Annotated in this window: 11 protein-coding genes and 1 pseudogene; 3 read left to right on the top strand and 9 right to left on the bottom strand. The window is 69.4% G+C overall.

The features are described from left to right. Window positions 1–165: 165 nt before the first annotated feature. Window positions 166–1,422, bottom strand: a complete 1,257-nt coding sequence (locus MK786_RS14305) for an MFS transporter (RefSeq protein ID WP_241113031.1) — start codon at window positions 1,420–1,422, stop codon at window positions 166–168. Between the two features lie 186 nt (window positions 1,423–1,608). On the opposite strand from MK786_RS14305, the gene MK786_RS14300 reads away from it, so the two are divergent. Continuing rightward, window positions 1,609–2,526, top strand: a complete 918-nt coding sequence (locus MK786_RS14300; protein ID WP_241112911.1) for a hypothetical protein — start codon at window positions 1,609–1,611, stop codon at window positions 2,524–2,526. Between the two features lie 15 nt (window positions 2,527–2,541). Here MK786_RS14300 and MK786_RS14295 read toward each other — a convergent pair whose 3' ends face one another. The 6 genes from MK786_RS14295 to MK786_RS14270 all read right to left on the bottom strand — a co-directional run bounded on the left by MK786_RS14295 (window position 2,542) and on the right by MK786_RS14270 (window position 11,216). Continuing rightward, a complete protein-coding gene (locus tag MK786_RS14295) occupies window positions 2,542–3,765 on the bottom strand; it encodes a NarK/NasA family nitrate transporter (RefSeq protein WP_277397634.1) in 1,224 nt (407 codons plus the stop codon). Further along, entirely contained in the window at window positions 3,762–4,550 is a 789-nt protein-coding gene (gene narI, locus MK786_RS14290; RefSeq protein ID WP_241112910.1) for a respiratory nitrate reductase subunit gamma, read from the bottom strand. The genes MK786_RS14295 and narI overlap by 4 nt, the downstream gene beginning before the upstream one ends. Beyond that, a complete protein-coding gene (gene narJ, locus MK786_RS14285; RefSeq protein WP_241112909.1) occupies window positions 4,550–5,173 on the bottom strand; it encodes a nitrate reductase molybdenum cofactor assembly chaperone in 624 nt (207 codons plus the stop codon). Before narJ ends, narI begins: the two co-directional genes overlap by 1 nt. Next, a complete protein-coding gene (narH, locus tag MK786_RS14280) occupies window positions 5,170–6,861 on the bottom strand; it encodes a nitrate reductase subunit beta (RefSeq protein ID WP_241112908.1) in 1,692 nt (563 codons plus the stop codon). The genes narJ and narH overlap by 4 nt, the downstream gene beginning before the upstream one ends. Next, complete coding sequence (locus tag MK786_RS14275) at window positions 6,861–10,559, bottom strand: nitrate reductase subunit alpha (protein WP_241112907.1); 3,699 nt, start codon at window positions 10,557–10,559, stop codon at window positions 6,861–6,863. The genes narH and MK786_RS14275 overlap by 1 nt, the downstream gene beginning before the upstream one ends. 108 nt (window positions 10,560–10,667) lie before the next feature. After that, a complete protein-coding gene (locus MK786_RS14270; RefSeq protein WP_241112906.1) occupies window positions 10,668–11,216 on the bottom strand; it encodes a type 1 glutamine amidotransferase domain-containing protein in 549 nt (182 codons plus the stop codon). Between the two features lie 160 nt (window positions 11,217–11,376). On the opposite strand from MK786_RS14270, the gene MK786_RS14265 reads away from it, so the two are divergent. Continuing rightward, entirely contained in the window at window positions 11,377–11,700 is a 324-nt protein-coding gene (locus MK786_RS14265) for a hypothetical protein (RefSeq protein ID WP_241112905.1), read from the top strand. A 45-nt stretch (window positions 11,701–11,745) separates the two neighbouring features. Next, on the top strand, window positions 11,746–12,528 hold the full coding sequence (locus MK786_RS14260) for a patatin-like phospholipase family protein (protein ID WP_241112904.1): 783 nt from the start codon (window positions 11,746–11,748) through the stop codon (window positions 12,526–12,528). 92 nt (window positions 12,529–12,620) lie between these two features. Here MK786_RS14260 and MK786_RS14255 read toward each other — a convergent pair whose 3' ends face one another. Both MK786_RS14255 and MK786_RS14250 read right to left on the bottom strand, forming a co-directional pair. Continuing rightward, entirely contained in the window at window positions 12,621–13,148 is a 528-nt protein-coding gene (locus MK786_RS14255; RefSeq protein ID WP_241112903.1) for a DUF1269 domain-containing protein, read from the bottom strand. 219 nt (window positions 13,149–13,367) lie between these two features. Further along, window positions 13,368–13,666 (bottom strand): annotated as a pseudogene (locus MK786_RS14250) (NADP-dependent phosphogluconate dehydrogenase); the annotation flags it as partial.

The raw sequence follows: 13,666 nt of genomic DNA, 5'->3' as shown, positions 1-13,666 counted from the left end.
GATGCCCTCTCGTCCACAGTCCGTGTCGTCCGGCCGAGGGCCCCGCAGCGGCGAGGATGCGGCCCCCCGGTCACAGGACTGGAGCGTAGGGGGGATGCCTCCGGTGGGGCATCACCCGCATCGGGCGATGGTGAGCGGCGCGGCCGATCATGGCGTGCGACCACCTCATGCCTGCGGGTCCGCGGTGACCTCCCTGGCGGTGTCGGCAGGGGCGTTCTGCGCCCTGCTCAGGAGGACGAACGGGATCGCGACGGCCGAGATGACGCCGCTCCAGATGAGCGAGGTGCCGTAGCCCCCGACATCCGCCGCTCGTCCCAGCACCGGCTGGATCACCACACCGCCACCCGAGCCCATCAGCGAATCGAACGACAGCACCGTCGCCCGCTGCTTCGACGGGATCATGTCGTTGAGGTATGCGCGGTGCACAGGGTCGTCGATCGCGGACGCGATGCCCCACAGCGCCACCAGCACGATCGCGAACCAGAAATTGCGCACCAGTCCCAGGCCGAGCAGCACGAGCGCACTCGCGACGGTGGCCAGCAGGATCGCCGACGTCCGACGACGGAAGAGCCTGCGCACCCACGGGGCCAGCGCCCCGCCGACGATCGCCGCTCCCGACAGCAGCGCGGCGGCGAGCCCGGCCACCGTGTACGCCTCCTCGTCACCCCAGAGCTCGAGCAGATAGGGCTGGAGCGCATAGAAGACGTAGATGCCGACGCCGGCGGTGAACGGGCTGGCGAGCATGAGCCAGCGCACCGGCGGGTCACCCAGCCCGTACCGGAACGAGGCGCGCAGGACCGTGCGCGTCGCGCGCAGCGGCGTCTCGCTGCGATCCGGCGTGAAACCGAGGTCGCGCATCAGCAGGGCGGCAACCACGAACATCAGCAGCAGGATGGCGCCTCTGATCACGAACGGCACGCCCAGGTTCGTCGCCTGCGCGACGATGCCCCCGAGCACCGAGCCCGACAGCATCGCGATGCCGCCGACGATCTGCGCGCGCCCGAACACGGTCTCGAGGCTGCCGGCGTAGCCCGTCGCCTTCAGTGCATCGACGAGCCAGGCATCCACCGCGCCGGAGAAGAAGGTGAAGCCGAGCCCGAGCAGCACCGACACGATCGCCCACGCCCAGAACGGCGACTGCCACACCCACAGCAGCCAGTACATGACGGTCGTGACCGCCAGCGTGATCGTCCCGAGCAGGTAGGACGCCCGTCGACCGACCGTGTCGGCCACGACGCCGGTGGGGATCTCGAAGATCAGCATGCCGGCCGTGAAGAACGCGTTCGCCGAGAACGCCTCGAGATTCGACAGTCCGGCGTCGAGCAGGAAGAGGGTGTTCACGCCCCAGATGAATGAGGCGGCGAGCGTGTTGCCGAGCATCAGCGTGTAATAGGTGCCCTGCACCCGCTGCGGGGTGGGCATCGAGCGCGCGGCACTGGCGTGGGAGATGACGGCACCGCCCCTCTGCGAGAGCTTCGACGACACCGCGACAGTAGCCCCGTTGGGGGTCACCGTCCACGGGTTCCGCGAAGATCGCCGGGACGGATCCGCCCGGCACGCGGTAGGTTCGAGGCGACGAGCCCCAGATCCGTCGGGAGGCGGTGCGACATGGTGACGACGCTCTCGCCTGAGACGGGTGCCGACCCCGCCGGTCGTCGCCCTCACGGGAAGACCGCCGCACGGGTCGGAGTCACGTTCCTGGTGGTCGCGCTCGTCGGCCTCGTCGTCGCCGCCCTGGTGCTGTTCGCCTGGATGGTCAACGAGGAGCACTTCGACAGGCCGAGTGCAGAGTTCGACGAGCTCGCGAGCGTGATCGACACCCTCCCCGGTGTCGACTCCGTCCAGAAGGAGCGCTGGGTCGAGGCGCCGACGTTCTCGAACCCGACGTCGTGGATGGCGGTGACCGTGGACCAGGCGGGTCTCCCCGGACTGCTCGACGCCGCGTGCACGACCGGGTACCCCGACGCGGTCCTGTGGTCGTTCCACGTGCGCACGCCGTCGGGTACGGACGTGTCGGTGAACGGCGACTCGCCCTCCCCGAGCGCGGTCAGCGGCGGCACGCGGTGCCCGGACTTCGGGTTCGATGCCGTCGAGGTCGTCGACGAGCTCGACCGGGTCGCACCCGGGCTCGCCGTTCAGCCGGCGAGGTGGGACGAGACCAGGTTCGCGTTCGTCGAGGTCGAGGAAGCGCGGTCCGCCGGATTCGGGCATCTCCTTCCGCTCGTCGCGCACGCCGCGGATCTCGTCGCCGCGGCCGGTCTCGACTCCGGGACCGTGGTGGAGATCAACTCGTCCTCGCTCGGGGTTGCCGTTCCGCCGGATGAGGGCGACCGGTATCTCGCGCTGCTCACCGAGCTCGCCGACGAACACGCCGTGAACAGCTTCTGGGCCGACGGCCGAGAGACGAACGGGCAGGCGAGGGTGCAGATCGTCGCGCCGGAGACGCAGCACGCCGCGATCGAGGAGCTCCTGCGGGCATCGGGCCTCGACATCGCGGACCTGCCGGTGCGCTTCCTCGAGCAGTGACCCGAGGCACCGTTCTCACTCCGCGCGACGCCCCCGTCGTGCGAGGAAGATCGTGAAGCCCAGCGCGACCAACGCGGTCAGGCAGAGAAGGCTGAGCCCGATCGTGTAGCTGTGGGCCTCGGCGTTGTACGTCGCCCCCATCACGAGCGGCGGGAAGTAGCCGCCCAGTCCGCCGGCTGCGCCGACGATCCCTGTCACCGTGCCCACCTTCTCGGCCGGGGCGCGCTGAGCCACCCACGTGAAGACAGCGCCGGTGCCCAGACCGAGGGCGAGCGCCATGAGCACGAAGGAGGTGCCCGCCGCCAGCTCGGGCGGCGGCTGCGTGGCGATCACCACGGCCATCACGGCCGCGCCGCCCAGCGAGATGCCGAGCACGGTCGCCGGCCCGATGCGGTCGGACAGCCACCCGCCGACGGGCCGTGCGATCACGGCGGCGATGGCGAACCCGGCCGTGCGCGCACCGGCGTCGGCGAGGTCGTAGCCGTAGACCTCCTTGAGATACGTCGGCAAGTAGGTGGAGAACGCGACGAAGCCACCGAAGGTCACGGCGTACAGGAACGCCATCTGCCAGGTCACCGCGAGCTTCGACGCCGCCTTGAGCTTCGGCATCACTGGGGCGGTGTTGGGTTTCCATCGCGGCGAGTCCCGCATGAACAGCCACACGATGAGTGCGACGACGAGGAGGGCGCCGGCCATGATGAGGTGGGTCGGGACATAGCCGAACCACGCCACCATGCGCGGTGTGAAGAACGCCGACAGAGCAGTGCCGCCCATGCCCGCGCCGAAGAGGCCCGTCGCGAACCCGCGCTTCGACGGCTCGTACCAGGCGTTGACGAACGGGATGCCGATGGCGAACGTCGTTCCGGCGATGCCGAGCAGGAACCCGAACGCGAGCATCAGGGCGTACGACCCCATGACCCCCGCCACCGCCACGAGGACGACGGGCACGGCCGAGGCCGCCGTGAGCACGGTGAACATCAGGCGCCCGCCGAACCGGTCGGTGAAGGCGCCGGTGAGGATGCGCCCCAGCGAGCCGACGAGCACAGGCGTCGCGATGAGCAGCGACGCCTGCGTCGAGTCCAGACCCATCTCGGCGGTGTACTGCACGCCGAGGGGAGCCACGAGGTTCCAGGCCCAGAACGTGATCGTGAACGCCAGCAGCGCCAGCAGAAGGTTCTTGGTGCGGCCGGGCAGCGCCTGAACGGTACCGCCCGCCACGCCCGCGGCATCCACTCTCATCGTCGTCCTCCGGTCTTGGTGCCGCTGCGGCCGGCCTTGCGGTCGGGGGTGCGGTCCGTCGTCCCGACGGGCGCCCAGCCGCGGCGGATGCCGCGCGCCGTCGTCGGTCGTCCGTCGCGCGAGCGGTACACGATGTACGGGCGGAAGAGATAGTGCACCGGCGCGGTGAACGCGTGAACGAGCCGCGTGAACGGCCAGATCATGAAGAGGAGCATGCCGATCACGGTATGGACCTTGAAGTCGAGCGAGGCCTCGCTCATCGCCGCGATGTCGGGCTGGAAGACGAAGAGCGAGCGGAACCAGGGTGCCACCGTCTCGCGGTAGCTGAGCTCGTGCGGCGGGCCGATGACGCTCAGCACCGTCGTCGCGAGTCCCGCGACGATCGCCGCCACGAGGACGACGTACATCGTCTTGTCGTTCTTCGTCGTCGCCATGAACACCGGTCCGGTGGTGCGACGCCGGTAGATCAGGATGCCGACTCCGACGAGGGTCGCGAATCCCGCGATCGTGCCGAGGCCGAGCGCGGCGAGGTGGTACATGTCCTCCGAGACGCCGAAGGCGTCCGTCCATGCCTTCGGGATGACGAGCCCGACGACGTGACCGATGACGACGACGAGGATCCCGAAGTGGAACAGCGGGGAGCCGATCCGCAGCAGACGTGATTCGTACAGCTGGGATGAGCGCGTCGTCCAGCCGAACTGGTCATAGCGGTAGCGCCAGATCGTGCCGCCCACGAGCACCGCGACCATGATGTACGGCAGGATGCCCCACAGGAACAGGTCCATCAGCGTCTCCCGACCGGTTCGAGCGGCAGCAGCCGCGGGTCGTGCGGATCGAGACCGACGGACTCGCGCGGCGGTCCGGCTGCGGCCATCGCCATCGCCTGCTGGCGGTCGGCGGGCGAGCGTCCCGGAAGCGTGTCGCACACGGCAGCGACGACGCCGGCGTACGGCGATCCGCGGTCACCGAGGGCGAGGCGGATGAGTTCGAGGCTCGGCCGGTACTCCTGGAGCAGTGCCGCCCCCTCGCGCGGGGCGTGCCGGGCGAACTCGAGCACGAGCGGCAGGAAGTCGGGCAGCTCGCCCGTGCCGTCGATCGCCAGCCCCTGCTCGCGGTACCGGCGCTTCAGGTCGGCGAGCACGGCCCCGCGACGGCGGGTGTCGCCATCCGTCCAGTAGCTCAGGTAGAGCGCGTGGCGCCGCGACATGTCGAAGGTGTCGACGTACGCGGACTGCACCTCGGCCGGCGGCGTGGTCGCCCACCAGTGGAGGAGCGGGGAGAAGGATGCCGCGGCCTGCGGTGCCGCCTCGCGCAGGGCATCGTCGATCATCGCCGCCGATCCGAGCACCGCGTCGTCGGGGTAGCTCAGGCACAGTGACGCCGCCTGGTGGACCACTCGGGCGTTCATCGCGTGCCCTCGTCCGGGGCATCCGGTCGGTCGTCTCGCGGCGGGAACAACCCGGGCGGCGCCCCGTTGCCGTCCCAGTTCAGGAGGTTGACGCGTCCTCGCAGTGACTCGCCGCTCGCCGCCGAGTCGGACGTCTGCCGCTCCTTGAGCGCCTGGAAGGTCTCGACCGCGACCGGGACGGGCCGCCCGCTCGCCTCGCCGAACATGCCCGACTCGTTCCCGTAAGGCCCGCCGTCGAAGTCGAGCGAGCAGCCCAGCTCTTCCAGCTCGTGGGCTCGCTCGTAGTGCGCTGTGGGGATGACATAGCGGTCCTCGTACTTCGCGATGGCGAGCAGGCGATACATCTCGTAGATGGAATCGCCGGTCATCCCGACCGCCTGCGGAATCGACTCGTCGCGCTCCCGGTCGAGCGTGATGTCGCGAAGGTACGCGCGCATGGCGGCGAGGCGCCGAAGCACGATGGTGATGAGATGGGCATCTCCGGCGGTGAAGAGCTCGGCGAGGTACTCGACCGGGATGCGCAGAGCCTCGATGGCACCGAACAGCGTGCCCGCCGCTTCGGCGTCATGACCCTGGTCGCGCAGCAGGTCGACGATGGGCGACAGCGGCGGGATGTACCAGACCATCGGCATCGTGCGGTACTCCGGGTGCAGCGGCAGCGCCACCCGGTAGGTCTTCGCCAGGGCGTAGACGGGAGACCGGCGCGCGGCATCCATCCAGTCCTCGGGGATGTCGCCCTGTGCGCGCACCGCCGCAATGACCTCGGGGTCATCCGGGTCGAGCATCAGGTCGAGCTGCGCTTCGTAGAGGTCCTGGGGGTCGGGTGTCGAGGCCGCCTCAGTGACGCGGTCGGCGTCGTAGAGGAAGAGACCGAGGTAGCGGAGGCGCCCGACACACGTCTCGGAGCAGACCGTGGGGATGCCGACCTCGAGGCGCGGGTAGCAGAGCGTGCACTTCTCGGCCTTGCCGGTCTTGTGATTGAAGTAGATCTTCTTGTACGGGCAACCCGTGATGCATTGGCGCCAGCCGCGGCAGCGGTCCTGATCGACGAGCACGATCCCGTCCTCGGCGCGCTTGTAGATCGCGCCCGACGGGCAGGACGCCATGCACGACGGGTTCAGGCAGTGCTCGCAGATGCGCGGCAGATAGAACATGAAGGTCTTCTCGAACTGCAGCTTGATCTTGTCTTCCGACTCGCGCCGCACCCGCTCGACGATGGGGTCGAGATGCCCCATCTCCGATGCACCTCCCAGGTCGTCGTCCCAGTTCGCCGACCACGTGATCTTCGTGTCCTCACCGGTGATGAGAGACTTCGGCCGTGCCACCGGGAAGTCGTCGCCGAGCGGTGCGTCGATCAGGGTCTCGTAGTCGTACGTCCAGGGCTCGTAGTAGTCGGCGAGCTTCGGCTGCACCGGCGACGAGAAGATCGTGAGCAGACGCTTCAGGCGACTGCCCGTTCGCAGCGCCAGGCGTCCGCGCTTGTTGAGCGTCCAACCGCCGCGCCACTGCTCCTGGTCCTCGTAGCGGCGCGGATAGCCCTGACCGGGGCGCGTCTCGACGTTGTTGAACCACACGTACTCGGTTCCCGCGCGGTTCGTCCACGCCTGCTTGCACGTGACCGAGCAGGTGTGACACCCGATGCACTTGTCGAGGTTCATCACCATGCCCATCTGGGCCATCACACGCATCAGTACGTCACCTCCTGCGAGCGGCGGCGCACCGTGGCCACCATGTCGCGCTGGTTGCCCGTCGGGCCGAGATAGTTGAACGTGTACGACAGCTGCGCGTACCCGCCGATGAGGTGCGTCGGCTTGACCAGCAGCCTCGTGACGGAGTTGTGGATGCCGCCCCGCCGACCGGTCGCCTCGGACTTGGGCACGTCGATCGTGCGCTCCTGCGCGTGGTGCACGTACACGACGCCGGTCGGCATGCGGTGCGACACGATCGCCCGCGCGACGAGCACGCCGTTGGAGTTCACGCACTCGACCCAGTCGTTGTCGGCGGCACCGATGGCCGCGGCATCCGCTGGGCTCATCCACACCGTCGGGCCGCCGCGCGAGAGCGACAGCATGAAGAGGTTGTCCTGGTACTCCGAGTGGATCGACCACTTCGAATGGGGCGTGAGATAGCGCACCACGACCTGCTGCGCGCCGTCGGGTCCGAGCTTGGGCTCGCCGAACAGGCGGTTCATGTCCAGCGGCGGGCGATAGATGGGCAAGGCCTCGCCGAGGTCGCGCATCCACGCGTGATCGAGGTAGAAGTGCATCCGGCCGGTGAGTGTGTGGAAGGGCTTGAGCCGCTCGATGTTGACCGTGAACGGCGCGTAACGGCGCCCACCCGTCTCCGATCCCGACCACTCCGGCGAGGTGATGACGGGCACGGGTGCCGCCTGGGTCATGGCGAACGTGATGCGCTTCTCCTCCGAGCCCTCCGCGAGGTCGGCCAGCGGCTTGCCGACGCGCTTCTCGAGCGTGCGGAACCCCTGCGAGGCGAGTTCGCCGTTCGTCGTCCCGGAGAACGCCAGGATCGCCTCGGCCATCTTGACGTCCGTGTCGATCGCCGGACGCCCCTCAGCGGCGCCGCCGAGCATCACGCCGTTCTTCTGCGCCAGCCGCTGGACCTCGTGCGAGACGTCGTAGGTCACGGCCTTGATGGTGAAGCCGAGCTCGTCGGCGAGGGGTCCGACGGTGGCGAGCTTGTCGGCGATCGCGGTGTAGTCGCGCTCGACAACGGTGAACTGCGGCATCGTCTTGCCGGGGACGCCGACGCCGTCACCGCGCGACCAGTCCCGCACCGCCCCGCCCGGCTGCGACGTCTCGCCGGGAGTGTCGTGCTGCATCGGCACGGAGACGAGATCCCTGCGCGTGCCGAGGTGCGTCCGAGCCTGCGCCGAGAACTCGACGGCGATGGCGTGGAACAGATCGAAGTCGCTCTTCGCCTCCCACGGCGGGTCGATCGCCGGGGTGAACGCGTGCACGAACGGATGCATGTCGGTCGACGACAGGTCGTGCTTCTCGTACCAGGTCGCTGCGGGGAACACGACGTCCGAGAGGAGGGTCGTCGAGGTCATGCGGAAGTCGGCCGAGACCAGCAGGTCGAGTTTCCCCTCCGGGATCTTGTCGTGCCACTTCACATCGTTCGGCCGCACGGCGGCTTCATCGGTCGCCATGACGTTGCTGTGCGTGCCGAGCAGGTGCTTGAGGAAGTACTCGTTGCCCTTCGCGCTCGACCCCATGAGATTCGAGCGCCACAGGGTGAGCAGGCGCGGCCAGTTCTCGGGGGCGTCGACGTCGGCGATGGCCGGCTGCAGCTCGCCGGACCGGAGCTGTGAGGCGACGTAGGATGCGGCATCCGCCGCCTCTCCGTTCGCCACCGCTGCGTCGGCCTGGTCGGCGAGGTCGAGCGGGTTGACGTCGAACTGCGGGTAGAAGGGCATCCAGCCGAGGCGTGCGGACTGGGCGATCGTGTCGGCCGTGTGCATGCCGGCGAGATTGCCCTCGGCGAGCGGCGATGCCAGCGCATCGGCGGAGTACCCGTCGAAGCGCCACTGGTCGGTGTGCATGTACCAGTACGCTGTGCCGATCATCGTGCGCGGTGGACGACTCCAGTCGAGCGCATTCGCAAGCGACAGCCAGCCGGTGATCGGCCGGCACTTCTCCTGCCCGACGTAGTGCGCCCACCCGCCGCCGTTGCGCCCCATGGAACCCGTGAGGATGAGGAGCGCGAGGATCGAGCGGTAGGTCGCGTCGCCGTGGAACCACTGGCAGATGCCGGCACCCATGATGATCATCGACCGGCCGTTCGACTCGGCCGCGTTCGCCGCGAACTCCCGGGCGATGCGCGTGCACGCCTGTGCCGGCACACCGGTGATCTCCTCCTGCCATGCGGGAGTGTACGGGGAGTCGGCATCGTCGTAGCCACTCGGCCACTCGCCCGGCAGCCCTTCGCGGGGAACGCCGTACTGAGCGAGCAGCAGATCGAGGACTGTGGTCACCAGGATGCCGCCGACCCGCGTCGCCGGGACCCCCCGGCGCAGCACCTCGCCCGAGCCGTCGGCGGAGTCGAACCGCGGCAGGAGGACCTCGACGTTATCGGCGTCCTGAGGCGCGTCGCCGATCGACAGGGCCGGCTCGACTCCCTCGAGATCGAGGTTCCAGAGACCCTCCCCCGATGCGGCGTAGCGGAACCCCATCGAGCCGTTCGGCACGCGCGGGGCGCCGGACGCGGCATCCAGCACCACCGTCTTCCACTCATCCTCGGGAGTGTCACCGCCGAGGTCCTTCGACGTCAGGAACGTGCCCGGCACGTAGGCGCCGTCGCGCTCGACGAGGCGCACGAGGTGCGGCAGGTCGGTGTACTGGCGCGCGAAGTCGGCGAAGAACGGCACGCGGCGGTCGACGTAGTTCTCCTTGAGCACGACGTGCCCCATCGCCATCGCGAGGGCGGCATCGGTGCCCGCCTGGCACGGCAGCCACTCGTCGGCGAACTTCGTGTTGTCGGCGTAGTCGGGGCTGACCGTCACAACCTTCGTACCGCGGTACCGCACCTCGGCCATCCAGTGGGCGTCGGGTGTGCGGGTGACCGGCACGTTCGACCCCCACATCATGAGGTAGGTCGCATCCCACCAGTCGCCCGACTCGGGCACGTCGGTCTGGTCGCCGAACACCTGGGGGCTGGCGACGGGAAGGTCGGCGTACCAGTCGTAGAACGAGGTCATCACGCCGCCGACGAGCTGCGTGAAGCGAGTGCCGATGCAGTGCGACACCATCGACATCGCCGGGATGGGCGAGAAGCCGGCGACCCGGTCGGGCCCGTACTCCTTGATCGTGTGGACGTAGCCGGCCGCGACGAGTTCGACCGCCTCGCGCCACGATGCGCGCACGAGACCGCCCTTGCCGCGGGCCAGCTGGTAGCGGCGCCGCGTCTCGGGATTCCGGGTGATCTCGCCGAACGCCTCGACCGGGTCGTTGCCTCGGGCCTTCGCCGCGCGGTACTCCTCGAGGAGCACGCCGCGCACGTACGGGTAGCGCACCCGCGTCGGCGAGTAGGTGTACCAGGAGAAGGCAGCCCCGCGGGGGCACCCGCGGGGCTCGTACTCGGGACGGTCGGGGCCGACGCTCGGATAGTCGGTCTCCTGGGCCTCCCACGTGATGATGCCGTCCTTCACGTACACCTTCCACGAACAGGAGCCCGTGCAGTTCACCCCGTGAGTCGACCGCACCACCTTGTCGTGACTCCACCGATCGCGATAGAAGGCGTCCCCGTCGCGGCCTCCTTCGAGGAAGGCAGCGCGATGATCGGCGGTCTCGTCCCACCTCGTGAAGAACCGCCCTGCGCGCAGCAGAGCATCCGAAGCCGGCCCGTCCACACCGATCTGGGGCGTCATGGCTCGGACCCTAGTGAACATTCTCCGGCCGCACCAGAGCAGTCGCGGGCGGAGCTGTCGCGAGGAGAGGCCTCACCCGGCCGATGCGGGCCAGGCCTCTCGTCCGGGTCAGGCGCTCTGCGCGGAGTGCCGGCCCTCGGCGATCTCCTCGACGACCTTCGCGTTGAACGCAGGGAGGTCGTCGGGGGTGCGGCTCGTGACCAGGCCGTCCTCGACGACGACCTCCTCGTCAACCCAGGTCGCGCCGGCGTTGCGGAGGTCGGTCTGCAGACTCGGGTAGCTCGTCAGCGTGCGGCCCTCGACGACCTTCGCCTCGATGAGCGTCCAAGCGGCATGGCAGATGGCCGCCACCGGCTTCTGCTGTTCGAAGAACGCCCGCGCGAAATCGACGGCGTTGCCGTCCATGCGCAGGTGGTCGGCGTTGACGACTCCGCCCGGCAGCACGAGCGCGTCGAAGGCGCCGGCATCGACGTCAGCTGTCAGTTCGTCCACGGCTTGCTTGTGGCCGTTCTTGCCCTCGATCTCGCCCGGCTCGGGAGCGATCAGTACGGCCGTCGCGCCGGCATCCGTCACCGCCTGCCAGGGGGAGGTGAGCTCGCTGTCTTCGAATCCGTCGGTCGCGACGAAGGCGACGCGCTTTCCACTCAGATCAGTCATGGGCTCCACGCTAGGAGCGTGCGGCGGGCGACCGGAGGGGGTTGACAGGATTCACCCCGCGCAGGTCTGCCCCTCGATGCGGCGCTCCTCGAACGAGCGTGCCCGACGCCGAGAGAGTGTGCTGCCCGCGCAACACAGGCAGCGCGGCTACCCTCGAAGCATGTTCCGCGATGAGGCGCCGCCGCCGCACACGTGCGGGTGGTCGCCGCACTACCGGCGGACCGTCTCGAATGACGAGTGCGCGCGGTGCCGCGCGGAGGACGAGCTCATCCTCGACACTCAGCGCGTCGACCAGAAGAGGCGCGCTCGGCTGTACCGTCCCGCTCGAGCCACGGTCGTGGACCCGCCGATGAGCGAGGTCGCCGTCGCCCGCCCGGACGAGCGATCGCTCGTGCGCCGCCGGCAGACATACGTCGCGCCCGCCGAAGAGGTCGCGCTCGACAGCACGCACCTGCCGAGCATCCCGCCCCACAGCACGGACTGAGGCCGCCCCAGCCGCGCGCGGCCCGCACGGGTGTACGTTCGCCACGTGTCCACCGATCTCCCGATCGCCGATGACGCCAGGCTCGGCATCACCCTGAGCGGCGGCGGCGCGTTCGGAGCCGCCCATGTCGGCGTGCTCCAGGTGCTCGAAGAGCGAGGCCTGCGTCCGGGAATCGTGACGGGCACGAGCTCGGGCGCCCTCGTCGGATCCGCCTTCGCGTCGGGGCTCGGCGGAGACGAACTCGAAGAGATCGCGCGACGCTTTCGCTGGAGCCGGATCGCGAAGTGGAGCTTCCAGCCGCGCTGGGGGCTGCTCGACACCCAGGTCGTCGCGGAGGCCGTCCATCGGCTGCACGGCGAAGCCCCGCGGATCGAGGACCTGCCGCGCAGGTTCGGGGCGGTGGCGACCGATCTTCGCACGCGCCGGGCCGTCGTCATCGACAGCGGCCCCTTGAGTGCGGCGCTGCGCGCCACCATCGCGGTGCCTGGACTGCTCCCGCCCGTGCGGCTCGGCGGCCGGCTGCTCGCCGACGGGGGTCTGGTCGACAACGTCCCGGTTTTCGCCGCGCGCAAGCTCGGAGCCGATCGCGTCATCGTCGTGCATCTTCACGCCAAGTGGGAGAACGCGCGCATGATGCGCACGAGCACGAAGCTGTCGGACCTCGTCGCCGATCCGTCGGTCATCCTCATCCAGCCCGAGATGGAGCGCATGGCGCAATGGACGATGCGCGACGTACCGCGCCTCATCGCCGAAGGCCGTCGCGCGGCGACCGCCACACTCGAGCAGGCTGCCCCGGAAGATCGCATCGCCCGCCCCGAGACTGCGTAGCGACAGCTCGAGGCCGGGCGACGCGCGGCGAGATGCGCCGCGCGTTCGGTCACCCGGCGGGTGAGAAGACGGCCGCAGGACCGAGCCGCGCGCTACGAGTTGATCTGCTCGATCACATCGTCAGCGGACTCCTCGATCGCCTTGCGCAACCGCTCATAGTCGTTCGAGTCGATCGCTTTGCTGATGCGCTTGTCCGCACGGTCGAGTGCTTCTTCGACCCGGTCGGCCCACTTGTCATCGACGACGGCGACGACCGCGGACGTCCCCGGTGCGAGGTACTCGTCGACGTCGACGCCGAACTGCTTCTCCTCGTGGTTCTTCCGGATCTTGCCGAGGATCGCGCCCACTCCCGCCCCGACGGCGGTCGCCGCGAGAAGCGGAGGGGCGAACAGGCCGAGCACCGCGCCCGCACCGGCTCCCCACGCAGCGCCGTGACCGACGGACTTGTCACCGTGCTCCTTGACCTGGACCTTTCCGTCCTCGCTGCGCGAGAGCACCACCGCGCCGACGATCTCGTAGCCGCCGGAGTCCTGCCCGCTGCGCAGCGCGTCATAGTCCTCCGAGGCGGCTGCCTCGGTACCGTACGAACCGACCACCAGCGCGAGATTCTTCGAGCCCATCGCTATCCCCTTCCATCTACGTCCGAGACGACCGGCGGCTGTCTCGCGGACCACAGTCCCGACGACGACGCGAGCCTACGACCGAGCCGCCCTCGACTCGTCCCCCGTCACGGGTGAAGTCTTCGCGCGGCGAGCGGGAGCGCCGTCGACGTTTGTGATGAGGGCGGGAAGGGAACCGTCGACGCCTGTCTCACGACCGCACCGCGTCACACGGGACGGTCAGTGGGTGTCTTGGGCTTCGATCTCGGTGCGGTCGCCGGACCAGAGGGTGTGGATGGTGCCGGGTTTGTCGGTGCGCTGGTAGGTGTGCGCGCCGAAGAAGTCGCGTTGTCCTTGGACGAGGGCGGCGGGGAGGCGCTCGGCGCGGAGGCCGTCGTAGTAGGCGAGCGACGAGGAGAAGGCGGGGGCGGGGATGCCGGCTGCCGCGGCGGTGGCGACGATGCGGCGCCAGGCGTCCTGGGCGCGGCCGAGTGCCTCGACGAAGTAGGGGGCGGTGAGCAGCACGGGCAGGTCGGGGG

The sequence above is a fragment of the Microbacterium sp. CFH 31415 genome (genome assembly GCF_022538185.1).
Classification (GTDB): Bacteria; Actinomycetota; Actinomycetes; order Actinomycetales; family Microbacteriaceae; genus Microbacterium.
This window is presented reverse-complemented; position numbering and strand designations above follow the sequence as displayed.